The organism is Alphaproteobacteria bacterium (genome assembly GCA_041396705.1).
GTDB lineage: Bacteria > Pseudomonadota > Alphaproteobacteria > CALKHQ01 > CALKHQ01 > CALKHQ01.
On the sequence record JAWKYB010000007.1, the window covers coordinates 1 to 24,997 of the forward strand.

23 protein-coding genes are annotated in these 24,997 nt (G+C 71.2%); 15 read left to right on the plus strand and 8 right to left on the minus strand.

Going from position 1 to position 24,997, the window contains the following annotated elements:
* The 3 genes from R3F55_11085 to R3F55_11095 all read left to right on the plus strand — a co-directional run.
* Positions 1-1,499: putative PEP-binding protein (locus tag R3F55_11085; GenBank protein ID MEZ5667956.1), on the plus strand; the 1,499-nt coding region annotated here is incomplete at its 5' end.
* Between the two features lie 604 nt (positions 1,500-2,103).
* Complete coding sequence (locus R3F55_11090; protein ID MEZ5667957.1) at positions 2,104-2,802, plus strand: glutathione binding-like protein; 699 nt, start codon at positions 2,104-2,106, stop codon at positions 2,800-2,802.
* A gap of 14 nt (positions 2,803-2,816) precedes the next feature.
* Positions 2,817-3,293, plus strand: a complete 477-nt coding sequence (locus R3F55_11095; protein ID MEZ5667958.1) for a GFA family protein — start codon at positions 2,817-2,819, stop codon at positions 3,291-3,293.
* 84 nt (positions 3,294-3,377) lie between these two features.
* On the opposite strand, the gene R3F55_11100 is transcribed toward R3F55_11095, so the two are convergent.
* Both R3F55_11100 and R3F55_11105 read right to left on the minus strand, forming a co-directional pair.
* The gene (locus R3F55_11100; protein ID MEZ5667959.1) at positions 3,378-4,235 is read right to left on the minus strand and encodes an aminoglycoside phosphotransferase family protein; all 858 of its coding nucleotides are present in this window, start codon (positions 4,233-4,235) and stop codon (positions 3,378-3,380) included.
* 10 nt (positions 4,236-4,245) lie between these two features.
* A complete protein-coding gene (locus R3F55_11105; GenBank protein ID MEZ5667960.1) occupies positions 4,246-4,959 on the minus strand; it encodes a lipid-binding SYLF domain-containing protein in 714 nt (237 codons plus the stop codon).
* A 283-nt stretch (positions 4,960-5,242) separates the two neighbouring features.
* Here R3F55_11105 and R3F55_11110 point away from each other — a divergent pair, with 283 nt between their 5' ends.
* The 3 genes from R3F55_11110 to R3F55_11120 all read left to right on the plus strand — a co-directional run bounded on the left by R3F55_11110 (position 5,243) and on the right by R3F55_11120 (position 7,791).
* Positions 5,243-6,667: an ActS/PrrB/RegB family redox-sensitive histidine kinase gene (locus R3F55_11110; GenBank protein MEZ5667961.1), complete on the plus strand. Its 1,425-nt coding sequence runs from the start codon at positions 5,243-5,245 to the stop codon at positions 6,665-6,667.
* A gap of 61 nt (positions 6,668-6,728) precedes the next feature.
* Complete coding sequence (locus R3F55_11115; protein MEZ5667962.1) at positions 6,729-7,307, plus strand: ActR/PrrA/RegA family redox response regulator transcription factor; 579 nt, start codon at positions 6,729-6,731, stop codon at positions 7,305-7,307.
* Positions 7,308-7,371: 64 nt separating this feature from the next.
* The gene (locus R3F55_11120; GenBank protein MEZ5667963.1) at positions 7,372-7,791 is read left to right on the plus strand and encodes a GNAT family N-acetyltransferase; all 420 of its coding nucleotides are present in this window, start codon (positions 7,372-7,374) and stop codon (positions 7,789-7,791) included.
* Between the two features lie 2 nt (positions 7,792-7,793).
* Here the strand turns inward: R3F55_11120 and R3F55_11125 are convergent, their stop codons facing one another.
* The 4 genes from R3F55_11125 to R3F55_11140 form a co-directional block, all read right to left on the minus strand.
* Positions 7,794-9,107, minus strand: a complete 1,314-nt coding sequence (locus tag R3F55_11125; GenBank protein MEZ5667964.1) for a hypothetical protein — start codon at positions 9,105-9,107, stop codon at positions 7,794-7,796.
* A 55-nt stretch (positions 9,108-9,162) separates the two neighbouring features.
* Positions 9,163-9,612, minus strand: coding sequence for a pentapeptide repeat-containing protein (locus R3F55_11130; protein ID MEZ5667965.1), 450 nt, complete (start codon positions 9,610-9,612; stop codon positions 9,163-9,165).
* A gap of 88 nt (positions 9,613-9,700) precedes the next feature.
* A complete protein-coding gene (acs, locus tag R3F55_11135; protein ID MEZ5667966.1) occupies positions 9,701-11,662 on the minus strand; it encodes an acetate--CoA ligase in 1,962 nt (653 codons plus the stop codon).
* Between the two features lie 120 nt (positions 11,663-11,782).
* Complete coding sequence (locus R3F55_11140; protein MEZ5667967.1) at positions 11,783-12,484, minus strand: YggS family pyridoxal phosphate-dependent enzyme; 702 nt, start codon at positions 12,482-12,484, stop codon at positions 11,783-11,785.
* Positions 12,485-12,800: 316 nt separating this feature from the next.
* On the opposite strand from R3F55_11140, the gene R3F55_11145 reads away from it, so the two are divergent.
* The 7 genes from R3F55_11145 (at position 12,801) to holA (ending at position 21,613) form a co-directional block, all read left to right on the plus strand.
* On the plus strand, positions 12,801-13,970 hold the full coding sequence (locus R3F55_11145; GenBank protein MEZ5667968.1) for a porin: 1,170 nt from the start codon (positions 12,801-12,803) through the stop codon (positions 13,968-13,970).
* Between the two features lie 281 nt (positions 13,971-14,251).
* Positions 14,252-15,418 (plus strand): porin, encoded by a 1,167-nt coding sequence (locus R3F55_11150; GenBank protein ID MEZ5667969.1) that lies wholly within the window; start codon positions 14,252-14,254, stop codon positions 15,416-15,418.
* Positions 15,419-15,550: 132 nt separating this feature from the next.
* Positions 15,551-16,723: a cupin domain-containing protein gene (locus R3F55_11155; GenBank protein MEZ5667970.1), complete on the plus strand. Its 1,173-nt coding sequence runs from the start codon at positions 15,551-15,553 to the stop codon at positions 16,721-16,723.
* A gap of 122 nt (positions 16,724-16,845) precedes the next feature.
* Complete coding sequence (locus R3F55_11160; protein ID MEZ5667971.1) at positions 16,846-17,367, plus strand: DUF3576 domain-containing protein; 522 nt, start codon at positions 16,846-16,848, stop codon at positions 17,365-17,367.
* A gap of 125 nt (positions 17,368-17,492) precedes the next feature.
* Entirely contained in the window at positions 17,493-20,051 is a 2,559-nt protein-coding gene (gene leuS, locus R3F55_11165) for a leucine--tRNA ligase (GenBank protein ID MEZ5667972.1), read from the plus strand.
* Positions 20,048-20,578, plus strand: a complete 531-nt coding sequence (locus R3F55_11170; protein MEZ5667973.1) for a hypothetical protein — start codon at positions 20,048-20,050, stop codon at positions 20,576-20,578. The genes leuS and R3F55_11170 overlap by 4 nt, the downstream gene beginning before the upstream one ends.
* Positions 20,579-20,584: 6 nt before the next feature.
* Positions 20,585-21,613 (plus strand): DNA polymerase III subunit delta, encoded by a 1,029-nt coding sequence (gene holA, locus R3F55_11175; GenBank protein ID MEZ5667974.1) that lies wholly within the window; start codon positions 20,585-20,587, stop codon positions 21,611-21,613.
* A gap of 23 nt (positions 21,614-21,636) precedes the next feature.
* Here the strand turns inward: holA and R3F55_11180 are convergent, their stop codons facing one another.
* Positions 21,637-22,512 (minus strand): hypothetical protein, encoded by an 876-nt coding sequence (locus R3F55_11180; GenBank protein ID MEZ5667975.1) that lies wholly within the window; start codon positions 22,510-22,512, stop codon positions 21,637-21,639.
* Between the two features lie 122 nt (positions 22,513-22,634).
* On the opposite strand from R3F55_11180, the gene folE reads away from it, so the two are divergent.
* Together folE and R3F55_11190 are read left to right on the plus strand one after the other, a co-directional pair.
* Positions 22,635-23,345: a GTP cyclohydrolase I gene (gene folE / locus R3F55_11185; protein MEZ5667976.1), complete on the plus strand. Its 711-nt coding sequence runs from the start codon at positions 22,635-22,637 to the stop codon at positions 23,343-23,345.
* A gap of 20 nt (positions 23,346-23,365) precedes the next feature.
* Positions 23,366-23,791, plus strand: coding sequence for a BLUF domain-containing protein (locus R3F55_11190; GenBank protein ID MEZ5667977.1), 426 nt, complete (start codon positions 23,366-23,368; stop codon positions 23,789-23,791).
* A gap of 328 nt (positions 23,792-24,119) precedes the next feature.
* On the opposite strand, the gene R3F55_11195 is transcribed toward R3F55_11190, so the two are convergent.
* Complete coding sequence (locus tag R3F55_11195; protein ID MEZ5667978.1) at positions 24,120-24,995, minus strand: ParB/RepB/Spo0J family partition protein; 876 nt, start codon at positions 24,993-24,995, stop codon at positions 24,120-24,122.
* Positions 24,996-24,997: the final 2 nt, after the last annotated feature.

Genomic DNA, 24,997 nt, shown 5'->3' on the forward strand with positions numbered 1-24,997 from the left:
ACCAGCTGCTGCACCCGACGCTGGACCCGAAGGCGCCGCGCAGGCTGCTGACCCGCGGGCTGGCCGCCTCGCCCGGCTCGGCATCTGGCGCGGTCGTGTTCAACGCCGCCACCGCGGCCGACCGCGCCGCCGCCGGCGGCAAGGTGATCCTGGTCCGAACCGAGACCAGCCCGGAGGACATCCACGGCATGCACGCCGCGCTGGCGATCCTCACCGCCCGCGGCGGCACCACCAGCCACGCCGCCCTGGTCGCCCGCGGCATGGGCCGGCCCTGCGTCGCCGGCGCCGGCGAGCTCAGGATCGACGAGAAGGCCGGCGAGATGCGGGTCGGCGCCACCGTCATCCGCGAGGGCGAGCCGATTACGGTCGACGGCTCCACCGGCGAGGTGTTCGCCGGCGAGATCCCGACCGTGCTGCCGGAGCTGAGCGGCGACTTCGCCATGCTGATGGGCTGGGCCGATTCGCTGCGCACCATGGGCGTGCGCGCCAACGCCGAGACGCCGGCGGACGCGCGCGTCGCCCGCGACTTCGGCGCCGAGGGCATCGGGCTGTGCCGCACCGAGCACATGTTCTTCGACGCCGATCGCATCGTCGCGGTGCGCGAGATGATCCTGGCCGAGGACGAGGCCGGCCGCCGCGCCGCGCTGGCCCGGATTGCGCCGATGCAGCGCGACGATTTCCACGCCCTGTTCAAGGTGATGGACGGCCTGCCGGTGACCATCCGTCTGCTCGACCCGCCGCTGCACGAGTTCCTGCCCAACAACCGGGCCGAGATCGAGCAGATCGCCGCCGCGGCCGGCGTGCCGGCGGAGCAGGTGCGCCGCCGCGCCGCCGCCCTGGTCGAGCTCAATCCGATGCTGGGCCATCGCGGCTGCCGCCTCGGCATCACCTATCCCGAGATCTACGAGATGCAGGCGCGCGCCATCTTCGAGGCCGCGGCCGCGGCGGAGCGGGAGGGCGTCGTCGTGGTGCCCGAAATCATGATCCCGCTGGTCGCCACCCGGGCCGAGCTCGACCGGATGAAGGCGGTGGTCGACCGGGCGGCGCAGGCGGTGGCGGCGGAGACCGGCCGCGCCACCGCCTATCACGTCGGCACCATGATCGAGCTGCCGCGGGCCGCGCTGCGCGCCGCCGACATCGCCGCGACCGCCGAGTTCTTCAGCTTCGGCACCAACGACCTGACCCAGACCACGCTGGGCATCAGCCGCGACGACGCCGCCCATTTCATCGGCGCCTACGAGAAGCTCGGCATCTTTGCCAAGAACCCGTTCAACACGCTCGACGTCGACGGCGTCGGCGAGCTGGTCCGCATCGCCGCGGAGCGGGGGCGCGCCGCCCGGCCCGGCCTCAAGCTCGGCATCTGCGGCGAGCATGGCGGCGACCCGGCCTCGATCGCCTTCTGCCAGACCGCCGGCCTCGACTACGTCTCCTGCTCCCCTTACCGCGTGCCCATCGCCCGCCTCGCCGCCGCCCACGCCGCGCTGGCTGCAAGGGACTGACGGTCCGTGCTTCGCACCACACCCGTAGCCCGGGTGAAGCGCAGCGCAACCCGGGACCGGCCCATCCGCCGCACCGCCATCCCGGATTGCGCTGACGCTCCATCCGGGCTACCGGGCTGCTCCCCTTACCGCGTGCCCATCGCCCGCCTCGCCGCCGCCCACGCCGCGCTGGCTGCAAGGACTGACGGTCCGTCCTTCGCACCGCACCCGTAGCCCGGGTGAAGCGCAGCGCAACCCGGGACCGGCCCATCCGCCGCACCGCCTTCCCCGGATGACGCGACCGCTCCATCCGGGCTACCGGGCTGCTCCCCTACCGCGTGCCCATCGCCCGCCTCGCCGCCGCCCACGCCGCACTGGCTGCAAGGGACTGACGGTCCGTGCTTCGCACCGCACCCGCAGCCCGGGTGAAGCGCAGCGCAACCCGGGACCGGCCCATCCGCCGCCGCCATCCCGGATTGCGCTGACGCTCCATCCGGGCTACCGGGCCGAAGCCGGCGCCCCTGCCGGATTGCGCCGGCGCGCCATCCGGGCTAATGCGGCGCTTGACCGTCGCGTCCGCGCCGACAGTTCCCCCTTGCCCGCATTGGCCTTTCAGGAAAACCCCATGAATTCCCTGTCGAACTTTCCGATCACCAAGCGCTGGCCGGCGCGCCATCCGGACCGCATCCAGCTCTACACCCTGGCCACGCCGAACGGGATCAAAGTGTCCGTGGCGCTGGAGGAGCTCGGCCTGCCCTACGAGGCGCACAAGGTCAGCTTCGCCACCGACGACCAGCTGACGCCGGAGTTCCTGTCGCTGAACCCGAACAACAAGATTCCGGCGATGATCGACCCCGACGGGCCGGGCGGCCGGCCGCTGCCGCTGTTCGAGAGCGGCGCGATCCTGCTCTACCTCGCCGACAAGACCGGCCGGCTGATCCCGTCGGACCCGGCCCGGCGCTGGCAATGCATCCAGTGGCTGATGTTCCAGATGGGCGGCGTCGGCCCGTTCTTCGGCCAGTTCGGCCACTTCTTCAAGTTCGCCGCCGACAAGGTCAAGGACCCCTATGCGGTCAACCGCTACACCGCCGAGACCCGGCGCCTGCTCGGCGTGCTCGACGGCCGCCTGGCCGGCCGCACCTGGATGATGGACGACGAATACACCATCGCCGACATCGCCACCTTCCCCTGGGTGCGCACCGCCGGCGGCTTCTACGGCGGCGGCGAGGTGCTCGGCCTGGCCGGATTCACCAACGTCACCGCCTGGCTGGAGCGCTGCCTGGCCCGACCGGCCTCGCAGCGCGGCATCGCGGTGCCGGCCTGAGCGGAGCCGGCGCCGTGATCGCCGACCGCGCCCCCTGGATGACCGGCGGCTGCCAGTGCGGCGCGGTGCGCTATGCCTTGCTGGCGCCGCCGTACGACCCGCATCTGTGCCATTGCCGCATGTGCCAGAAGGCGACCGGCAGCGCCTTCGCGGTGCTGGCCGGCGTGGCCTGGGCCGATTTCGCCGTCACCCGCGGCAGCATCGCCGAGTTCGCCAGCTCCGACATCGGCCGGCGCGGCTTCTGCCGCGACTGCGGCACCCCGCTGACCTATCACCGGGTCGGCGGCGACGGCGTCGGCGTCACCGTCGGCAGCATGGACCGCCCGGAACGGGTGGCGCCGACCGAGCAGCACGGCGTGGAGGCCATGCTGGCCTGGGCGGCGACCCTGCCGGGGCTGCCGGCCCGCGTCAGCGCCGACGCCCCCGGCCTCGCCAGCCGCCAGCACCCCGACCGCGACACCGAAAGCTGGCCCCCCGCCGCCAAGCGCTGAGCCGCCGCCGGGCGCAACGATGACGCCGCGCACTCGCGACCCCCTCCCCCGGCCACGGGGGAGGGCCGGGGAGGGGGCGGCGCCTCACCGGTCCGGCAGGCCCCAGGCGCAATCCGCCACCGCCAGCCAGTGAGCCAGCCGGACCGGACGGCCGCGGCCGGCCTCGATCGACCAGATCGCGGCCAGCACCGCCTGGGCAGCGCACCAGCCGAGGATGCGGCGGCGGTCCAGCGCCAGCATTTCCGCCATCACCGCGACGCGGCGGGCCATCGTCTCCGGGTCGGCGGCCGGGGTGTCGGGGCCGAGCGGATTGCGCAGCGCCGCGCCCGCCTCCCAGGCCGGCTCGCCGAGCGCGCCCTTCGGATCGATCGCCAGCCAGCCGCGGCCGGCGTCGAACAGCACGTTCTCGTGGTGCAGGTCGCCGTGCAGCAGCACGCGCCGATCCTGGCTCGCCGCCAGGTCGCGATAGAGTCCGGCGGCGCGGTCGAGCGTCGCCGGCGGCAGCGCGGCACGGCGCGGATGGCGGCGGATGCGGGCGAAGCCGGCGCCCAGCCGCGCGACGGTCGGGCATGGCGCGCCGGCGATCGGCGCCTGGTGCAGCGCCTGCGCAACGGTGCACAGGATGCGGGTCGCCGCGTCGTCGCGGCCTTCGCCGACCAGCGCGGCCAGCGGCCGGCCCGGCTGGGCGCACTCCAGCAGCGACGCCGCGCCGTCGCGGGCAAGCAGCCGCACCGCGCCGCGGCCGCCGAAGCGCGCCAGCAGCGGCGCGCCGTTCATCTCGTCGGTGGCGGGGTCGACCAGCTTCAGCACCAGCGGCCGGCCGTCGCGCCGCACCCGCATCGCCAGCGACCAGGGCGAGCGGCCGAGCACCGCCTCCGGCGTCAGCCGCCAGCGGGCGAGCCAGGGCCGGAGCGCCGCCGGCCGGTCGGCGGCCGGCGCCATCCGGTGGCCGCTACCGGCTGTAGACGCCGACCAGGTGGCGCAGCGGCTCAGCGCCGGGGTTGGAGAACAGCCCCTGCTGGGTGATGGCGCGCGAACTGGCGCCGGGGCCGTAATAGGCCTCGTTCATGTCGCCGCGCCGGGCGATCACCGAGCCCTCGAACGCGCCGCCGGCGAACAGGCCGGAGCCCTGGCTGAAGGCGATGATGTCGCGGTCGAAATTGGTGGTGGTCGAGGCCTCGAAACCGGCGCCGACCGGCCCGAACGCGCCGCTGAGGTCGACGCCGACCTTGGCCTGGTCGTTCAGCACCGCCTCGACCGCGCCGTCGTTCATGATGATGAACAGCACTTCCTTCGATTCGACGCCGATCTGGAAGCCGATGCTGCCGGCGCCGACGGTGTAGAAGGCCGGATAGCTCCAGCTGCCGTCGGGCTGGCGCAGCAGCAGCACGCCGTCGCCGCCCTCGGCCCCGATGATGAAGCCGCCCTTGATCAGGTCGGGCACGATCAGGATGCCGCGCGCCTGCTGCAGATAGGCCGGGATCGCGCGGAACTGACCGTCGTTGACCAGCTTGTTGAAGGTGATGCCGGCGCGGTCGATCAGCTCCTGCTCCTCGCTGTAGCCCTGCGCCTGCGCCGGGCCGGCGAACGGAATTGCGGCCGCGGCGACCAGCGCGGCCGCGCCCAAGGCGACGGCGCGCCGCCCGCCGTCGATCGGCCGTTGCATGTCGGTTGCGGCCCTGGCTTGCGCGTGCTTCACGGTCCTGCCCTCGCTGCTGTGTCCCGCCGGCACCGTCCGTGCGATGCCGCTCAAGCCCCCGGCCGCGGCGCAGGCCGCGGCGATGCTCCGGCACCGGGCGGGACGGTTGCCGAGTCGCGGCCAGTATACCGGATCAATTGCGGCGGGCAGAGGGCAACCGGCCCGGGCCGGCGCGGCGGCGCGGCCGGCCGGGGTTTGACCGCGCGGGCGCAGTTGTGTCACTGAACCGCAGCACAACGACGCCCGCGCCATGAACAAGCCCGAACCGCAGCACGCCCAGTCCGCCGGACCGCAGCCGGGAGAGCGCGTGACCTGGCCGGCGACCGCACTGCCGGCGGGCGACGTGCCGGCGCCGGTCAGCCTGCGCACGCTGGTGCTGATCCGCTGGCTCGGCGTGCTCGGCCAGGTCTCGGCGGTCTGTTTCGTCCATTTCGGCCTCGGCTACCCGCTGCCGCTGGTCGCCGCGCTGACGGTGATCGCGGCCTCGGCCGCGCTCAACCTCGCCGTCCAGATCATCCGCCCGGCCCAGGCGCGGATCAGCGACCGCGACGCCGCCTTCATGCTCGGCTACGACATCGTCCAGCTGACCGCGCTGCTCTACCTGACCGGCGGGCTGGGCAACCCGTTCGCCTTCCTGATCGTCGCGCCGGTGGCGATCTCGGCCTCGATCCTGTCGCGCTGGATCACCGCGGTGCTGATCCTGCTGTCGCTGGGCTGCGCCTCGTTCATCGCCTTCTACTACGAGCCGCTGCCGATGCCGGAATCGGCCGGTTTCGCGCTGCCGCCGATCTACCTGATCGGCGCCTGGACGGCGCTGTGCATGAGCTCGATCTTCATCGCGCTCTATGTCGGCCGGGTCGCCGAGGAAAGCCGGCGGATCAGCGACGCGCTGGCCGACACCCAGGTGGCGCTGGCCCGCGAGCAGCGCCGCTCGGCGGTCGGCGCGCTGGCGGCGGCGGCGGCGCACGAGCTCGGCTCGCCGCTCGCCACCATCACCGTGGTGGCCAAGGAACTGCAGAGCGACCTGCCCGACGACGGGCCGCTGCGCGACGACATCATGCTGCTGCTCAGCCAGACCAACCGCTGCCGTGAGATCCTGACCCGGCTGTCGAACCAGACCGACGACGGCGGGCTGGGGCCCGACACCACCTTCAGCGTGCTGCCGGCGTCCGCGCTGCTTGAGAGCATCTGCGATTCCCACCGTGACGCCGCGGTGGCGGTGCTGGTGGTCTCCGAAGGCGGCGACGGCGACGAGCCGATGATGCCGAACTCGCCCGAGATCCGCCGCGGCCTCGGCACGCTGATCGAGAACGCGGTGCAGTTCGCGGCGCACCAGGTGACGCTGACCCTGGGCTGGACCGCGCACGCGCTGACGCTGGAGATCCACGACGACGGGCCCGGCTTCGCCGCTTCGATTTTGACCCGCCTGGGCGAACCCTATATGTCCAGTCGCAAGTCGGTCTCGCGCGGCGGCGGCCGGGTGCGGACCGGGCACATGGGCCTGGGCGTGTTCATCGCCGAGACGCTGCTGGGCCGCAGCGGCGCGCAGGTCAGCTACACCAACGCTCCGCGCGACGTTGGCGGCGGCGCGGTCGTCACCATAAGATGGCCCCTGGCCGCGCTGGCCGCGCCGGCGGGCGGGTCGAGCGACATCCCGGCGGCGTCCGCCGCCTGACCCGGCGACCGGTCGCGCAGGACGCGCGTACCCGGCCCCGCCGGCAAGAAGGAGGACAGACATGAGCAACGACGGCGGACTTGCGCGTTCGGTCGGGTCGGATACCAGCGCCGACATGTCCCTGCTGATCGTCGACGACGACCAGCCGCTGTGCCAGCGCCTGGGGCGGGCGATGGAAAAGCGCGGCTTCACCTTCACCGGCGCCCACAGCGTGGCCGAGGCGCTGGAGGCGATCCACGCCCATGCGCCGGCCTATGCCGTGATCGACATGCGGCTGGACGACGGCAACGGGCTGGCCATCGTGCCGGTGCTGCGCGAGGCGCGGCCGGACTGCCGCATCGTCATGCTGACCAGCTACGGCAACATCGTCACCGCGGTCAGCGCGGTGAAGGCCGGGGCGATCGACTATCTGCAGAAGCCGGCCGACGCCGACCAGGTCTGTTCGGCACTGCTGGAGCACGAGGGCAGCCTGCCGCCGCCGCCGGAGAACCCGATGTCGGCCGACCGGGTGCGCTGGGAACACATCCAGCGCGTGTTCGAGCAGTGCGACCGCAACGTGTCGGAGACCGCGCGCCGGCTGAACATGCACCGGCGCACCCTGCAGCGCATCCTCAACAAGCACGCGCCGCGCGAGCGCTAGGCTGGCGACGATCGGCCTGCGCATCCGACCGGCGTCCGCCGCCGACGCGGAGGCCGCCGTCCGCGTGCTGCGGGATTCGATCGAACGGCTGTGCACCGGCGACCATCGCGACGACGCCGAGGTGCTGGCCGGCTGGCTTTCAAACAAGACGCCGGAGCGGTTTCGCGACTGGCTGGCCGATCCGGCCGGCATCGTCGTCGTCGCCGAGCGCGACGACGGCCGGATCGCCGGCGTCGGCGCCTGTTCCGGCACCGGCGAGATCACGCTGAACTATGTGGCGCCCGACGCCCGCTTCCAGGGGGTCAGCACCGCGCTGCTCGGCTGGCTGGAGGCGCATCTGCGCGCGCGCGGCGTCGCCACCGCGACCCTGACCAGCACCAACACGGCGGAAGCCTTCTACCGCGCCCGCGGCTATCGCGACGCCGGGCCGCGGGTTGCGTGGCGCAAGGACACGCGGGTGCAGCCGATGACGAAGCCGCTCTGAGCTCAACCCGCCCGGCGCACGCGTTCCGTGCGGCGCACCGCCAGTTCGCGCGGCGACAGCCGGGCCGCGGCCAGCTGGCCGTCGATGTGCCGGCCCTGGAACAGGTGCACGCCGTATTCCTGGCCCAGTGCCATCGCCGCCGAGCTGTCGCAGTTGTAGAACACGAAGCGGCTGGGGTCGTTGCGCTTGACGTGGTCGCCGAAGGCGCCGAGCCCGCTGCTGCGGATCTGGCGGATGGCGGCCTGGTCGGCCGAGAACTTGACGAAGTCGACGCCGAGACGGCCGCGGTCGACGAAGGGCAGCGACAGGTGGTCGACCCCGTCCAGGCAGACGCGATAGCCGCGGCCGACCAGCATGTCGCGGGCGAAGGCGAAGGCGCGCAGGTCGGCCATCACGTCGCCGAAGTCGAGCTCGATCAGGATCGAGCCGCGGCCGGTGCCGGGAAAGGCCTCGTCGAAGCTCAGGAAGTCCTGGCTCAGCAGGGTGGCCACGTTCAGGTTCAGCGCCACGTGATGGCGCACCTGCGAATCGTCGTGGTGCAGCACCACGTTCAGCACCCTTGCGTCGAAATTCTCCACCAGCCGGCGATACAGCCAGCGGCAGGCGCGGATGTCGTGGCGCGGCATCATCACCGCGGCGATGTCGTCGATGGTGAAGAACAGCTCGTGATAGACCACCTTCAGCGCGCCGTCGTGGGTGGCGGCGCAGATCGGCTGGCGCCTGAGCGCGCTCGACAGGTCGGCGCGGCGCACATGGGTCTCGAGCTGGCCGAGCAGGTCCGGCGTCAGCGGCAGCTTGCGCCCGCGGCGGCTGCGGCCCGGCTCGGCCGGCTGGCCGAAGGAATCGCGGTCGGCCTCGCCGCGGCCGAGCTCGCGCTGGGCGGTGGCGCGGATCTGCTCGCAATGGTCGACGAACAGCGGCAGGTCGTAGTCGAGGTCGAAATAGGTGACGAAGGCGTTGTCGCCGGAGCCCTGGATCTGGGCGATCGGATCGTCGGGGAACAGGTAGCGGATCTTCAGCACCGCATGCTCGACGTCGCGCGGCTGCGCGTCCCTGGCGACGAAGACGATGTCGCGGTTGCCGAGCAGGAAGGTGCGGCCGTCGAACACCCGGGCATGGGCGTTGAAGTTGGCGATCGCGACGTTGAGATATTCCGGCCGGCGGCTTTGCGGCGACAGACGCGACAGGTGGATATGCGCGGCGATCCGGCCCGGCGACGGGTCCGGCAGGCGCAGGGCATAGTCGACCAGCTGGTCTTCGGCGCCGGGCCGCGGCTGGACGATCGGCGCGGGCGTCGGTTCGGGCTGCAGGGCCATGTTCGCTCGGGAAATCCTCGAAAATCCGAGCGGATCATGCCGCAAACAGGATGAATCAAGCGTAAAGCGCGGCGCGCCTGCGCCGCGTCAGGGCCGGCCCTGCGCGCGGCGATAGGCGTCCAGCAGGTCGGTCACCGCGACGCCGTCGATCGGTCATCCCGTCCAGATGGCAGTCGCGGATTGCCGCGCCGGCCAGGTTGGCCCCCGCGATGGTCAGCCCGCTCAGGTTGGCGTGGCCGATGCTGACGCCGCTGAGATTGACGTCGTGGAAGGCGGCGCCGGACAGGTTGATGTCGGTGAAGCGGGCGTGGGAAAGCCTCACGTTGTTGAAGCTGGCGGACGCCAGATTGCAGTCGTCGAAGCTGGCCCCGGTCATCACCGCATGGAAGCGGGCGCCGTCGAGGTTGACGGCGTCGAACTGCGCGCCGGCCATGTCGGCGCGGGCGAACACCGCCTCGCGGTAGCGCGGGTCCGGGAACGGGTTGCGGTCGCTGTCGCCGGCCATCGGGCGCCTCCGGCCGGCGCGGTTGCGGGATCGCCGCCCGTGCGTCCGGCCGGCCCGGCACGCACGGGCGCAGGCGGTGCCCCCGGCCCTATTGCCGGCGGTTGGCGACCAGGTCGTCGACCACGGCCGGATCGGCCAGCGTCGAGGTGTCGCCGAGCTGGTCGTGCTCGTTGGCGGCGATCTTGCGCAGGATCCGGCGCATGATCTTGCCGGAGCGGGTCTTCGGCAGGCCCGGCGCCCACTGGATATGGTCCGGGGTGGCGATCGGCCCGATCTCGTGGCGCACCCACTTGACCAGCTCCGCCCGCAGGCCGTCGCTGGGCTGCTCGCCGGCGACCAGGGTGACATAGGCATAGATGCCCTGGCCCTTGATGTCGTGCGGGAAGCCGACCACCGCCGCCTCCGCCACCTTGGCGTGGGCCACCAGGGCGGATTCGACCTCGGCGGTGCCGAGCCGGTGGCCGGAGACGTTGAGCACGTCGTCGACCCGGCCGGTGATCCAGTAGTAGCCGTCCGCGTCGCGGCGGCAGCCGTCGCCGGTGAAGTACTTGCCCTTGTAGGTGCTGAAATAGGTCTGGGCGAAGCGCTCGTGGTCGCCATAGACCGTGCGCATCTGGCCGGGCCAGCTGTCGGCCAGGCACAGGTTGCCGCTGCAGGCGCCGTCCAGCACGTTGCCGTCGTTGTCGACGATCTCCGGCCTGACCCCGAAGAACGGCCGGGTCGCGGAGCCGGGCTTCAGCGCCGTGGCGCCGGGCAGCGGCGTGATCAGGATGCCGCCGGTCTCGGTCTGCCACCAGGTGTCGACGATCGGGCAGCGGCCGTCGCCGACCACCCGGTGGTACCACAGCCACGCCTCCGGGTTGATCGGTTCGCCGACCGAGCCGAGCAGCCGCAGGCTGGCCCGCGAGGTCTTCTTCACCGGGCCGTCGCCCTCGCGCATCAGCGCCCGGATCGCGGTCGGCGCGGTGTAGTAGATGTTGACCTTGTGCTTGTCGACCACCTGCCAGTGGCGCGAGGCGTCGGGATAGTTGGGCACGCCCTCGAACATCAGCGTGGTCGCGCCGTTGGCCAGCGGCCCGTACAGGATGTAGCTGTGGCCGGTGACCCAGCCGACGTCGGCGGTGCACCAGTAGATGTCGCCGTCGTGGTAGTCGAACACGTACTGGTGGGTCATCGCGGCATAGACCATGTAGCCGCCGGTGGTGTGCAGCACCCCCTTCGGCTTGCCGGTCGAGCCCGAGGTGTAGAGGATGAACAGCGGGTCCTCCGCGCCCATCGGCTCCGGCGCGCAGGTCGCCGGCTCGTCGGCGACCAGCTCGTGGTACCAGTGGTCGCGGCCGTCGATCCAGCCCATGCCGCTGCCGTTGGCGACGATCTCGGCGCCGGTCCGCTTCACCACGATCACGTTCTCGACGCTGTTGCAGTCGCGGTGGGCCAGCGCCTCGATGGCGTTGCGGTGCAGCGGCACCTTGCGGCCGCCGCGCACGCCCTCGTCGGCGGTGATCAGCAGGTTGGAGTTGCAGTCGATGATGCGGCCGGCCAGCGCCTCGGGCGAGAAGCCGCCGAACACCACCGAATGGATCGCGCCGATGCGGGCGCAGGCCAGCATGGCCACCGCCGCCTCGACGATCATCGGCAGGTAGATGGTGACGCGGTCGCCCTTCTTGACGCCCAGCCGGCGCATCGCGTTGGCCAGCTTGCACACCTGCGCGTGCAACGCGCGATAGGTGACCTTGGCGTCCTCCGCCGGGTCGTCGCCCTCCCAGATGATGGCGACCTGGTCGCCGCGGGCGGCCAGGTGCCGGTCCAGGCAGTTGGCGCTGGCGTTGAGCACGCCGTCCTCGTACCAGCGGATCGAAAGGTCGGCGGTGTCGTAGGAGACCGACTTGATCTTGCGGTAGGGCTTGATCCAGTCGATGCGCTTGCCGTGCTCGGCCCAGAACCCTTCCGGATCCTCCACCGAGCGCCGATACATCTGCTGGTAGGCCGACTCGTCGGCATGGGCCCGGCCGGCCCAGCCGTCGGGTACCGGGAAGATCTGGTCGCTCATGGTCTGTTTCCGCCCCTCAGTCCGCCGCCTGGCCCGGCGGCTTCTTGTCCATGCGCCGCATTCTTGCCGGCCGGGACGCACCGTTGCAAGCCGGCGGCGGCCGGCCTGCGGCCATCGGCGCTATTCGGCGCCGGCACCGCCGGCGGGTGGGCGCGGCCCGAAGATCGCGCTGCCGACGCGCACATGGGTGGCGCCCTGCTGGATCGCGATCTCGTAGTCGCCGCTCATGCCCATGCTCAGCCACGGCAGGCCGTGCCGGCGGCCGAGCTCGGCCAGGAAGGCGAAGAACGGCGCCGGCTCCGCGTCCGCCGGCGGAATGCACATCAGCCCGCGCAGCGGCAGGCCGAGCTCGTCGCGGCACAGGCGGATCAGGTCGCCGGCCTCCTCCGGCGCCGCGCCGGCCTTCTGCGGCTCGCGGCCGACGTTGACCTGGACCAGGATCTCCGGCGCCCGGCCGTCCGTCGCGCACGCCGCCGCGATCGCCCGCGCCAGCCTGGGCCGGTCCACCGACTCGATCACGTCGAACAGGCCGACCGCCTGGCGCACCTTGTTGGTCTGCAGCGGGCCGATCAGGTGCAGGCGCAGGTCGGCAAAGCGCGCGCGCAGGCCGGGATATTTCGCGGCGGCCTCCTGCACCCGGTTCTCGCCGAACACCCGCTGGCCGGCGGCGCAGGCCTCCGCCACCGCCTCGGCCGCTGCCGTCTTCGCCACCGCGACCAGCGTGACCGCGCCGGCCGGGCGCCCGCTGTCCGCCGCCGCCGCCTCGATTCGATTGCGGACGGCGGCCAGCCGCTGTGCTATGGATACGGGGTCGACAGGCATCGCAGAGGCTCCCACGGGCGTCGGAATGGTTACCATAGCGGCACCCTGATCTGTGGCAAAAGCGTCACGGCATTTAGCCCGCCGGGCAATTATCCCGAAATATCAAAGCATCGTGGGGCCATTCCTCACACTGTTGCACAAAAGCCGCATTGGCCGAAAAATGTTGCCGTTCAGCCACTCCGATGATTGTGACGGTTAAGGCTTTTGGTGTTCTATGCTCGCGGATGACGCCGCGGACCACCCTAGGCCGGAGCGCGTTGCCAAGGACTGCTTGGGGGACCTCGGCGAGGTCCGAGTAATCGGAGGTTGGACAGTTATGAAGAAGACCCTGCTTTCCAGCTCGGCGATTGCTGGCGCGGCGCTGCTGGCTGCGCCAGTGGCGACGCCGGCGTTCGCGGGCACTCCCGAAGTTGGCGACAACTTCACCGTCACGATCGGCGGCTCGATGCGTTTCTCGGTCCTGGCGTTCGACCAGGACGTCCGCACCGGCCGCGGCCGCGGCTATCGCTTCTCGACCGATGAGGCCGAGGTGAAGTTCGCCGCCGGCGGCGTCGCGGACAACGGCCTCGAGTACGGCTTCGAGATGGAACTGCAGACGCAGACCAACGACGCGGCCAACTCGGACGAGACCTGGGCCTATCTGCGCGGCAACTGGGGCGAAGTGAACCTGGGCGACCAGGACGACGCGGCCGACCGCATGGCGATCGGCGGCGAGGACGCGATGCCGGGTCGCGGCGGCTATGACGGCGCGGTCGGCGACGTCTTCAACCTGCCGACCTCGGGCTTCGGCGGCCCCGGCGCGACCTTCACCGGCGACGCGACCAAGGCGACCTACTTCAGCCCGCGCTTCTACGGCTTCCAGATCGGCGCGTCGTGGACTCCGGACACCAACCACGCTGGCGGCGCCGCGATCGCCGACAACGACACCTCGTTCGAGAACGTGGCGTCGGGCGGCCTGAACTTCTCCGAGGAGTTCAACGGCTTCGGCGTGATCCTGGCCGGTACTGTGGCCTATTCCGACTCGCCGGAGATCGTCGGCGCGCTGGGCAGCACCGTCGGCGCCGATGTCGGCGACGCCTGGCAGTGGCAGGTCGGTGCCCTGTTCTCCTATGCCGGCTTCCAGCTCGGCGGCGCCTGGGGCGGCGGCGACAACCTGACCGCTACCCTGGTCAACGCGACCGCCGGCATCGTTGCCGACACCGGCCAGTGGTACGACGTCGGCCTCAGCTACTCGACCGGCCCGTGGAAGGTCGGCGGCGGCGCCTTCTGGTCGTCGGCCGAGAACAACGGCGGCGGCGTGCAGGGCCCGGACACCGACGTGGCGATCTACTCGATCGGCGGCAACTACAAGGTTGCGCCCGGCATGGAGATCGCGACCGACGTGAACTTCGTCGAGGTCGACAACCGCAACCGTTCGCTGACCGCGGCCGGTGCGCAGAACAACGACGGCACCGTTTTCGTGTTCTCGACCATCTTCAGCTTCTGACGATCCCCGGATCGTCGGTACGGAAGGGCGGCTTCGGCCGCCCTTTCTCTTTGACCGTTCTTTCCGTCCGCGCCGCACGACCCGGCGCATCGCCGCCCCGGTCGGCCAGCGTGGCAACAAAGCAACAGAATTGCCGCAAGCCGATGCCCCGGCTGCATTTCCCGCTGGAGCAACCCATTGCAATTGCATAACAGTTGGGGAAGCGGCGCCATTGCGTCGCGCCGGGCGCCAGGCGGGCGCGGCATGGCCGAGCGGGTCTCGGCTCTTGGAAGCGAATGATCATGAAGCGAATCCTGCTCTCGGGTTCGGCCATTGCGGGCGTCGTGCTTGCGGCCGCACCGTTTGCCAATGTCGCCTCGGCGGGGACGCCGGAGGTCGGCGACAATTTCACCGTGAAGATCAGCGGCGACTATCGTTTCTCGGTCCTGGCGTTCGACCAGGACGTCCGCACCGGCCGCGGTCGCGGCTATCGCTTCTCGTCGGATGAGGCCGAGGTGAAGTTCGCCGCCGGCGGCGTCGCGGACAACGGCCTCGAGTACGGCTTCGAGATGGAACTGCAGACGCAGACCGACGATGGCGCCAACTCGGACGAGACCTGGGCCTATCTGCGCGGCAACTGGGGCGAAGTGAACCTGGGCGACCAGGACGACGCGGCCGACCGCATGGCGATCGGCGGCGAGGACGCGATGCCGGGTCGCGGCGGCTATGACGGCGCGGTCGGCGACGTCTTCAACCTGCCGACCTCGGGCTTCGGCGGCCCCGGCGCGACCTTCACCGGCGACGCGACCAAGGCGACCTACTTCAGCCGCGCTTCTACGGCTTCCAGATCGGCGCGTCGTGGACCCGGACACCAACCACGCTGGCGGCGCCGCGATCGCCGACAACGACACCTCGTTCGAGAACGTGGCGTCGGGCGGCCTGAACTTCTCCGAGGAGTTCAACGGCTTCGGCGTGATCCTCGCCGGTACCGCGGCCTATTCCGACTCGCCGGAGATCGTCGGCGCGCTGGGCAGCACCGTCGGCGCCGATGTCGGCGACGCCTGGCAGTGGCAGGTCGGCGCCCTGTTCTCCTATGCCGGCTTCCAGCTCGGCGGCGCCTGGGGCGGCGGCGACAACCTGACCGCACCCTGGTCAACGCGACCGCCGGCATCGTTGCCGACACCGGCCAGTGGTACGACGTCGGCCTCAGCTACTCGACCGGCCCGTGGAAGGTCGGCGGCGGCGCCTTCTGGTCGTCGGCCGAGAACAACGGCGGCGGCGTGCAGGGCCCGGACACCGACGTGGCGATCTACTCGATCGGCGGCAACTACAAGGTTGCGCCCGGCATGGAGATCGCGACCGACGTGAACTTCGTCGAGGTCGACAACCGCAACCGTTCGCTGACCGCGGCCGGTGCGCAGAACAACGACGGCACCGTCTTCGTGTTCTCGACCATCTTCAGCTTCTGACGATCCCCGGATCGTCGGCACGGAAGGGCGGCTTCGGCCGCCTTTCTCTTTGACCGTTCTTTCCGTCCGCGCCGCCGCGTGCGGCGGCACGGCCTCTCGACAGCGCACGCCCGAATCCGCTAAGCCGCGACGATGGACTTCGCCGCGCTCATCGACCCGATCGCCGTACCCGCGTTCCTGGCCGAGCGCCGGGGCAAGGCGCCGATCCACCTGGCCGACCGCACGCCGGACCTGTCCGGCATCATGTCGTGGCCGATCCTGACCGATCTGCTGAACATGACCGGGATCTGGAGCGCCGCCAGCCTGCAGCTCGCCCTCGACACCCGGCCGGTGCCGCCGGAGGCCTATTGCCGCACCGCGGTCGGCCGCGACGGCGGCCAGGTGCTGCAGCCGGACGCGGCGCGGGTGAAGCAGTTCCTGCGCCGGGGCGCCTCGCTGGTGGTCAACGACATCGACAGCCTGACCCCGGGCCTGCGTGCCCTGGCCGGCGCGATGGAGCGCGCCCTCGGCGGCAAGGTGCAGGCCAATCTCTACTGCTCCTGGGCCGGGCACCAGGCCTTCGACAGCCACTTCGACACCCACGAGGTCTATGCCCTGCACGTCGCCGGCGAGAAGCGCTGGCGGGTCTACGAGGGCCGGGTCGCATGGCCGATCGCCCACCCGACCTACAAGACGCTGGACCAGGCCTATCACGCGCGCACCCGCGGCGCCGTGCTGATGGAGCCGACGCTGCGGCCCGGCGACCTGCTGTACCTGCCGCGCGGCCAGTATCACGACGCGCTGGCGGCCAGCCCCGGCACCATCCACATCGCCTTCGGCGTCACCTATCCGATCGGCCTCGACGTCGCCCAGCTGCTGCTCGACTACGCGCTGCGCGACCCGGCCCTGCGCATGGACCTGCCGGCCGCCGAGGCCGGCGCCGCCGCGCTGGCCGAACGCGCCGCCGCGGTCGCCGACGCGCTGGCCGGCGCGGCGCGGGCGCCCGAATTCCTGGCCGGGCTCGACCGCTTCCGCGCCGCCTTCCACTACGACCGCGGCGGCTTCGACCTGCCGGCGGACGCCGCCGCGCGCTACAGCCCCCGGCCGGGCCTGAGCATCCGGGCCGAGCGCGACCGCGCCGTGCTGGCCGGGCCCAGCGGCGCCGCGCCGATTCCGCCGGGGCTGGAGGACATGGTCGGCTGGGTGCTGGGCCAGAGCGCCTTCACCGAGGCCGGCTTGTCGGCCGCCTTCCCAGACCGGCCGGCTGCTGATATCAAGCGCTTTCTCGGCGACATGCAGAAGATGCGCGTCGTCGAGCCGGCTTAGGCAGCCGGCGGGCGCATCGGCCGCATGCCGGTGCCGCCTTTTGGCCACAATCCCGGCGATGCTGGGCTGGTCCGCCCGCGCCGCACGGCCGGGCGACGCTTGGAGACGGGGGATAACGAGGGATGCGATCGGCGACTTCTGCGATCGGCGCGATCGGGCTGCTGCTGCTGGCCCAGGCCTGTTCGGACAACCCGAACGTCACCATCGATCGCGACCTGCGCACCACCGAGGAACGGCGCGACGACGTCGGCCAGCTGTTCGGCGGCGACATCGTGCTGTTCTCCACCGCGCCCGACCGCGACGTCGATGGCGGCGAGACCGGGGTCGCGGTCAACAGCTATCTCTGGCGCGCCTCGCTCGACACGGTGTCGTTCATGCCGATCAGCAGCGCCGACCCGTTCGGCGGCGTCATCCTGACCGACTGGTATACGCCGCCGGAATCGCCGGAGGAGCGCTTCAAGCTCAACGTCTTCGTGCTGACCCGCCAGCTGCGCGCCGACGGCGTGCGGGTGTCGGTGTTCAAGCAGAGCCGGGATGCCAGCGGCGAGTGGGTCGACGCCGCGGTCGACACCGGCACCGGCACCGCGATCGAGGACGCGATCCTCAGCCGCGCCCGCCAGCTGCGCGTCGCCACCGCCGGCTGAGCCGGCGGCCGGCGCGCCGGGCGAAGCCGCGATCGGGACTGGCCGCACCCGGCCAATTTCGCTAAACACAGGCGATCTTCCACCCGCCTGCGCCGCCCGCGCGGCGCCAAGGTGCAGCCCCGCCGATGAGCCGTTACAACTTCCAGGAATCCGAAGCGCGCTGGCAGGACGCCTGGCACGCGCATGACTGCTTCGCCGCCGGCGCCGACCGGTCGCGGCCGAAATGCTATGTGCTGGAGATGTTCCCCTATCCGTCGGGGCGCATCCACATGGGCCACGTCCGCAACTACACCATGGGCGACGTCGTCGCGCGCTACAAGCGGGCGCGCGGCTTCAACGTGCTGCACCCGATGGGCTGGGACGCCTTCGGCCTGCCGGCCGAGAACGCAGCGATGGAGCGCGGCATCCACCCGGCCGACTGGACCTACGACAACATCCGCACCATGCGCGGCCAGCTCAAGCGCATGGGCCTGTCGCTGGACTGGTCGCGCGAGCTGGCCACCTGCCACCCGGGCTACTACGCCCAGCAGCAGAAGATGTTCAACCGCTTCCTGGCGCTCGGCCTGGTCCATCGCCAGCTGGCCTGGGTCAACTGGGACCCGGTCGACAACACCGTGCTGGCCAACGAGCAGGTGATCGACGGCCGCGGCTGGCGCTCTGGCGCGCTGATCGAGCGGCGCAAGCTGGAGCAGTGGTTCTTCAACATCACCGCCTATGCCGACGACCTGCTGCAGGCGCTGGACGGGCTCGACCGCTGGCCGAACAAGGTCCGGGTGATGCAGGAGAAGTGGATCGGCCGCTCGGTCGGCGCACACATGGAATTCGCGCTGGCCGGCCGCGACGACCGGCTGCGCGTGTTCACCACCCGGCCCGACACCATCTTCGGCGCCAGCTTCTGCGCGCTGGCGGCCGACCATCCGCTGGCCGTGGCGCTCGCCGCCAAGGATCCGGGGCTCGCGGCGTTCTTCGTGGAGTGCCGCCGCGGCGGCACCACCGAGGAGGAGATCGAGAAGGGCGAGAAGCGCGGCTACGACACCGGGCTGCGCGCGCTGCACCCGTTCGATCCCGCGATCGCGCTGCCGGTCTACGTCGCCAACTTCGTGCTGATGGGCTACGGCACCGGCGCCATCTTCGGCTGCCCGGCCCACGACCAGCGCGACCTGGACTTCGCCCGCACCTACGGCCTGCCGGTGCGCCCGGTGGTGATCCCGGCCGACGCCGACCCGGCCGGCTTCGCCATCGACGCCGAGGCCTATACCGGCGACGGCCGGCTCGGCCACTCCGCCTTCCTCGACGGCATGGGCGTCGAGGAGGCCAAGGCCGAGGTGGTGCGCCGGCTGGAGGCGCAGGGCGCCGGCGAGGGCGCGATCACCTTCCGCCTGCGCGACTGGGGCATCTCGCGCCAGCGCTACTGGGGCTGCCCGATTCCGGTGATCCACTGCGCCGGCTGCGGCGTGGTGCCGGTGCCCGACGACCAGCTGCCGGTGCGGCTGCCCGACGACGTCAGTTTCGACGTGCCCGGCAACCCGCTGGCCCGCCACCCGACATGGAAGCACGTCGCCTGCCCGTCCTGCGGCAAGCCGGCCGAGCGCGACACCGACACCATGGACACCTTCGTCGATTCGTCCTGGTATTTCGCGCGCTACTGCACCCCGCGCGGCGACCAGCCGGTGGAGCGCGCCGACGTCGACTACTGGCTGCCGGTCGACCAGTATATCGGCGGCGTCGAGCATGCCATCCTGCACCTGCTCTATTCGCGCTTCTTCACCCGCGCCATGCGCAAGGCCGACCTGGTCGGCATCGACGAGCCCTTCGCCGGGCTGTTCACCCAGGGCATGGTCTGTCATGAGACCTATCGCGACGCCAAGGGCTGGCTCTACCCGGAACAGGTCGACAAGCGGCCGGACGGCAGCGCGGTGCGGGTCGACACCGGCCAGCCGGTGACCGTCGGCCGTTCGGAATCGATGAGCAAGTCGAAGCGCAACGTGGTCGACCCGGAGGCGATCATCGACCGCTACGGCGCCGACACCGCCCGCTGGTTCGTGCTGTCCGACAGCCCGCCCGAGCGCGACATGGAGTGGACCGACGCCGGGGTCGAGGGCGCGTTCCGCTTCGTCAACCGGCTGTGGCGCCTGGTCGACGACTGGGCCGACCGGCGCCCCGCCGCCGGCACCGCGGCAACCGGCGCGGCGGCCGAGGCGATCCGCAAGGCGGTGCACAAGACCGTCGCCGGCGTCAGCGAGGACATCGACCAGTTCCGCTTCAACCGCGCCGTGGCCAAGCTCTACGAGCTGGTCAACGTGCTGCAGGCGGTGCCCGAGGACGCCGACGCCGGGGCCGGCGCCGCCATGCGCGAGGCGCTGGACGCGCTGGCCCTGCTCGCCGCGCCGATGATGCCGCACCTGGCCGAATCGGCGTGGGAGCGGCTGGGCAACGCCGGTCTGGCCGCCCAGGCGGCCTGGCCGGAGGCCGATCCGGCGCTGCTGGTCGACGACACCGTGCGCATCGCGGTGCAGGTCAACGGCAAGCTGCGCGCCACCCTCGACCTGCCGCGCGACGCCGACCGCGCGGCGGCCGAGGCCGGCGCGCTGGCGATCGACGCGGTCCAGCGCACCATCGCCGACAAGCAGGTCCGCAAGGTGGTGGTGGTGCCGAACCGCATCGTCAACATCGTGGTCGCGTGAGCGCGGTGCGTACAGCCGGCGGCCGCTGCCGCGCCGCCCTGGCGGCGGCGATGCTGTCGGCTGCGCTGCCGGCCGGCGGCTGCGGCTTCAAGCCGATCTACGGCGACCTGCCCGGCTCGGTCCCGACCGAGCAGCTGGCCGCCGTCGAGATCGGCCTGATCGCCGACCGTTCCGGCCAGCTGTTGCGCAACCAGCTGCTGCACCGGATGCACCCGTTCGGCGCGGCGGCGGACACGCTCTACCTGCTCGACGTCGACCTGAGCGAGAGCGCGATCGGCATCGCGGTGCAGCGCGACGAGACCGCGACCCGCACCAACCTGACCATCACCGCCGCGCTGGCGCTGACCGACCTGACCACCGGCGAGATCGTGCTGGTCGACACCATCCGCTCCTATTCAAGCTACGACACCCTGACCGCCGAATATGCGACCCTGAGCGCGGAGCGCGACGCGCGCGACCGCGCCCTGGTCGAGCTCGGCGACCGCATCGCGACGCGGGTCGGGCTGTTCCTGCAGCGGCCGGGCTGAGCCGCGATGGCCAAGCTGGCCGGGGCGGCGATCGAGCGCGAGCTGCGCGCCGAACGGCCCGGCTTCCTCGCCTATCTGGTCTACGGCCCCGACAGCGGGCTGGTGCAGGAGCGCGCCGACGGCCTGGTCCGCCGGGTCGTCGCCGACATCGGCGACCCGTTCAACGTCGCCATGCTGGGCGAGCGCGACATCGTCGACGACCCCGCCCGGCTGTCCGACGAGCTCGCCGCCCGCTCGCTGATCGGCGGCCGCCGTGCCGTGCGGGTGCGCGAGGCCGGCGACAGACTGGCCGCCGCGCTGGCCGACCGGCTGCCCGGCGACCCGGAGGACGCGCTGCTGGTGGTCGAGGCCGGCGAGCTGCCCGGCCGCTCGTCGCTGCGCAAGCTGTTCGAGACGGCCGACGCCGCTGCGGCGATCGCCTGCTATGCCGACGAGGGCGCGGCGCTGACCCGGGTGATCGCGGCCAGCCTGGCAGAGGCCGGCCTGAAGCCGACCGCCGACGCGCTGTCGATGCTGTCGGCGATGCTCGGCGCCGACCGCCGCGCCACCCGCAGCGAGCTGGCCAAGCTGGCCGCCTATGCCGGGCCCGGCGCCACCGCGGTGGATGCCGACGACGTGCTGGCGGTGGTCTCCGACGACAGCGGCCAGGCGATGGACGCGATCGCCTTCGCGGCCCTGTCCGGCCGCGCCGGCGAGGCGGCCCGGCTCTATCGCCGTTCGCTGGCCGAGGGCACCAGCGTGGTGGCGATCCTGCGCAGCCTGGCCCGGGTCGCCCAGCGCGCGCTGGTCGCGGCCGAGCTGGTCGCCGGCGGTACGCCGCCCGCCGCGGCGATGAAGGTGCTGCGCCCGCCGGTGTTCTTCAGGGACGAGGCCGCGTTCCAGGCGATCCTGCGCCGCCACGGCACCGCCAGCCTGCGCCAGCTGCTGCGCCACCTGCTGGCCGCCGAGGTGCGGGTCAAGTCGACCGGCTACCCCGAGGAGGCGATCGGCGGCCAGACCGTGCTCAGCGTCGCCAGCCGCGGCGGCCGCGGCTGACCTGCCGGGCGCGGCGTTGCCGCCTACTTCTTGTGCATGGCCAGATTGGTTTCCAACTGGATGATGAACTTGAAGCTATCGAATGCCCCGGAAACGTAGGGAGGTTTTTCGATGCCGATCAGATAGTATTGCGAGTATCTGATCGAGTATTCGCATTCGGTCATGTGTTCCTTGAACAGCTTGTGGACATTCTCGTGTTCACTGCCGACGTTGACCACGCACTGAAATACACCCTCGTTGACGTCGAACAGCCGCCAGCCCGCCTTGCCCATGCTGTGGATGGCGAGCGCATGGCCCGGCCCGTCGCCGTGCATGACCAGAAGGAAGCAGTAGCCGGGGTATTTCAGGGTATGGTCGATGATCTTGTCCACCGCGGGCTTTTCGATAATGATATACAGGCCCCGATTGATCTTGAGGCCGTACCAGCTGAGCACATGCTCGACGCGGTCGATGTATTTCATATTGCTGTCGTTCGACTCCAGGTAGTTCTGGCATTTGGTCATCTCATGGAACGGGATGTCGACCCATAGCGTTTCCGGGTGGTGGTAGAACTCGGCGCCGTGATAGCGATAGCAGATCCAGTGTATGGCCGCGCCGGTGCAGAAACCGTTGGTGGAATTGCCCCACAGGCCTTTGTTCAACTCGACCAGTTGGTTGCTGGCGAACGGCAGGTGCTTGACCATCAGGATCGGGGTCTTGGCCTGGTTGATGAAACAGACCGCATAGCCCTTTTTCTTCGCCCACTTCTGAAACTCCGACAGACCGCACATCGCAGCGCCTCCCTGGGGGACGGCTGCGGTTTGCAGCGCGCCGTGCCCCGAATTGCGTATGGCCTCCCGCAGACCGTGGCGCGGCCATGCACACCATGGCGTGCTAAGCCGCCGCACCACTCGTGCCATGGTAGCACGCCGACGGCGCTGGGGAGCGATCGTTTCGCGACGTTGCATCCGTGCGGCTTGGAACCAGGTTGCCCGCGCGCTAGCTTGATGAGGGATCAGGCCACCGGGGACGGCGAACGGAGATGGACGACGCAGTACGGCCCGCCGAGGCGAGCATTCTGCCGGTGTCGGCGCGGATCCGCGCCCGGCTGAAGGCGGCGAACCGGCCGTTCTTCGCCAACGACAACATCGCCGACCTGCTGGAGCCGGGCGAGCTGGACGCGCTGCTCGACGAGGTGACCGAGAAGATGGGCGCCGTGCTCGAGAGCCTGGTCATCGACACCGCAGCCGACCACAACACCCACGACACCGCCCGCCGGGTCGCCAAGATGTACCTGAACGAGGTGTTTCGCGGCCGCTATGTGCCGGCGCCGTCGGTGACCGAGTTCCCCAACGCCGCCAATCTCAGCGAGCTGATGATCGTCGGCCCGATCACGGTGCGCAGCGCCTGCAGCCACCACCTGTGCCCGATCATGGGCATGCTCTGGCTCGGCGTGCTGCCGAACCAGCATTCCAACCTGATCGGCCTGTCGAAATTCGCCCGCCTGGCCGACTGGATCATGGCGCGGCCGCAGATCCAGGAGGAGGCGATCACCCAGCTCGCCGACCTGCTGATGGACACGGTGCGCCCGGATGGCCTGGCGGTGGTGATGGAGGCCGACCATTTCTGCATGCACTGGCGCGGGGTGAAGGACACCGGCTCGAAGATGGTCAACAGCGTGATGCGCGGCGCCTTCCTGAAGGACCCGGCGCTGCGCCGCGAGTTCCTGTCGCTGATCAACCTGAAGAACTGAGGAAGGGAAGCGCGGCCGCCATGCTCGTCCACTGCCTCTATGCCAGCCGGCCGACCCGCGGCGTCGCCGCCGGCGTCGTCGATTCGATCCTGCAACAATCCATGCGCAACAACCCGGCGCGCGGCATCACCGGCATGCTCGGCTATACCGACGACGTCTTCGTGCAGCTGCTGGAGGGCGGGCGCGACGCGGTCTGCGACCTGTTCGCCGCGATCGTGCGCGACGAGCGGCACGCGGACGTGCGCCTGCTGGTCTACGAGGAGATCGCCGAGCGCCGCTTCGCCAACTGGACCATGGGCCAGGTCAATGTCGGCCGCATCAACCCGGCCGTGCTGCTGCGCTTTTCCGACCGCGCCACGCTCGACCCCTTCACCTGCTCCGGCCGTACCACCATGGCCCTGCTCGACGAGCTGATCGCCTCCGGTGCCGTCGTCTGCCGCAGCTGACCGCCCCCGCAGCCCCATACTCCCGTAGCCCGGATGAAGCGCAGCGCAATCCGGGTCGCGTGTGGCAGAACGCCGAACCAAGACCGCGGCGTAATCGCCGGCACCCGCGAATGCCCGCTCGTGCCGTCATTGCGAGCCGCCGCAGGCGGCGCGGCAATCCAGGGCACATGCCCAAGGCGCCCAGACGGTGCGTCCTTCGAGACGGCGCGCGCTGCGCGCCGCCTCAGGATGAGGAATGGCGGTGCCCCGGCCCCGGTTCGCCCCGTAGCCCGGATGCAGCGTAGCGAAATCCGGGGCGACGGCCGGCCGCGCGCCCGGCCCGGCGCGGCTATTTCCGGGCGGTCAGGCGGTTGATCACCATGTCGAGCTGGTCGAGGTTGCGGTACTCGACGGCGAGGTGGCCGTGGGTGGTGCCGATGATCGAGACCTTGAGGCCGAGCACGTCGGAGATCTGCCGTTCCAGCGCGACGATGTTGGGATCGCGCGCCGCCGGTGCGGCGGGGGCAGCGGCGGCCGGCTTCGGCTTGCGCGCCGCCAGCTTCTCGATGTCGCGCACGGTCAGGCCCCGGGCCACCGCCTGCTCGGCCATCGCCACCGGGTCCGCCGCGCCCAGCAGCGCACGGGCGTGGCCGGCCGAGAGCCGGCCGTCGTCGACCAGCTTCTTTACCGGCTCGGGCAGGCCGAGCAGCCGCAGGGTGTTGGCGATGTGGCTGCGGCTGCGGCCCAGCGCCTTGGCCAGCGCCTCCTGGGTATAGGCGAATTCCTCGATCAGCCGGCGATAGCCGTCGGCCTCCTCCAGCGGCGACAGGTCCTGGCGCTGGATGTTCTCGACCAGCGCCACCTCGAGCGTGTCGTGGTCGTCCATGTCGCGGACCACCACCGGCACCTCGTGCAGCCGGGCGAGCTGGGCCGCGCGCCAGCGCCGCTCGCCGGCGACGATCTCGTAGCGTTGCGGGTCGTCGCGGTGGCGGCGCACCAGGATCGGCTGCAGCAGGCCGTGGCGGGCGATCGATTCCGCCAGCTGGGCAAGCGTTTCGTCATCGAAACGACGCCGGGGCTGGTAGGGACCGGGCGTCAGGCTTTCGATCGGCACCGCCTTGCTGGCGCGCACCGCGTCCAGCCGCGCCGCGTCGCTGGCATAGTCGTCGCCGAACAGCGCGTCGAGCCCGCGTCCGAGGCCGCGGCGCGGAAGCTCGTCGGCCATCG

Bases quoted from the DNA above. Each gene is read 5' to 3' on its own strand.
- leuS (MEZ5667972.1), top strand. From the start codon at position 17,493: ATGAGCCGTTACAACTTCCAGGAATCCGAAGCGCGCTGGCAGGACGCC.
- R3F55_11150 (MEZ5667969.1), top strand. From the start codon at position 14,252: ATGAAGCGAATCCTGCTCTCGGGTTCGGCCATTGCGGGCGTCGTGCTT.
- R3F55_11105 (MEZ5667960.1), bottom strand. From the start codon at position 4,959: ATGCAACGGCCGATCGACGGCGGGCGGCGCGCCGTCGCCTTGGGCGCG.
- R3F55_11160 (MEZ5667971.1), top strand. From the start codon at position 16,846: ATGCGATCGGCGACTTCTGCGATCGGCGCGATCGGGCTGCTGCTGCTG.
- acs (MEZ5667966.1), bottom strand. From the start codon at position 11,662: ATGAGCGACCAGATCTTCCCGGTACCCGACGGCTGGGCCGGCCGGGCC.
- R3F55_11195 (MEZ5667978.1), bottom strand. From the start codon at position 24,995: ATGGCCGACGAGCTTCCGCGCCGCGGCCTCGGACGCGGGCTCGACGCG.
- folE (MEZ5667976.1), top strand. From the start codon at position 22,635: ATGGACGACGCAGTACGGCCCGCCGAGGCGAGCATTCTGCCGGTGTCG.
- R3F55_11140 (MEZ5667967.1), bottom strand. From the start codon at position 12,484: ATGCCTGTCGACCCCGTATCCATAGCACAGCGGCTGGCCGCCGTCCGC.
- R3F55_11155 (MEZ5667970.1), top strand. From the start codon at position 15,551: ATGGACTTCGCCGCGCTCATCGACCCGATCGCCGTACCCGCGTTCCTG.
- holA (MEZ5667974.1), top strand. From the start codon at position 20,585: ATGGCCAAGCTGGCCGGGGCGGCGATCGAGCGCGAGCTGCGCGCCGAA.
- R3F55_11180 (MEZ5667975.1), bottom strand. From the start codon at position 22,512: ATGGCACGAGTGGTGCGGCGGCTTAGCACGCCATGGTGTGCATGGCCG.
- R3F55_11090 (MEZ5667957.1), top strand. From the start codon at position 2,104: ATGAATTCCCTGTCGAACTTTCCGATCACCAAGCGCTGGCCGGCGCGC.
- R3F55_11125 (MEZ5667964.1), bottom strand. From the start codon at position 9,107: ATGGCCCTGCAGCCCGAACCGACGCCCGCGCCGATCGTCCAGCCGCGG.
- R3F55_11110 (MEZ5667961.1), top strand. From the start codon at position 5,243: ATGAACAAGCCCGAACCGCAGCACGCCCAGTCCGCCGGACCGCAGCCG.
- R3F55_11145 (MEZ5667968.1), top strand. From the start codon at position 12,801: ATGAAGAAGACCCTGCTTTCCAGCTCGGCGATTGCTGGCGCGGCGCTG.
- R3F55_11130 (MEZ5667965.1), bottom strand. From the start codon at position 9,612: ATGGCCGGCGACAGCGACCGCAACCCGTTCCCGGACCCGCGCTACCGC.
- R3F55_11190 (MEZ5667977.1), top strand. From the start codon at position 23,366: ATGCTCGTCCACTGCCTCTATGCCAGCCGGCCGACCCGCGGCGTCGCC.
- R3F55_11100 (MEZ5667959.1), bottom strand. From the start codon at position 4,235: ATGGCGCCGGCCGCCGACCGGCCGGCGGCGCTCCGGCCCTGGCTCGCC.
- R3F55_11115 (MEZ5667962.1), top strand. From the start codon at position 6,729: ATGAGCAACGACGGCGGACTTGCGCGTTCGGTCGGGTCGGATACCAGC.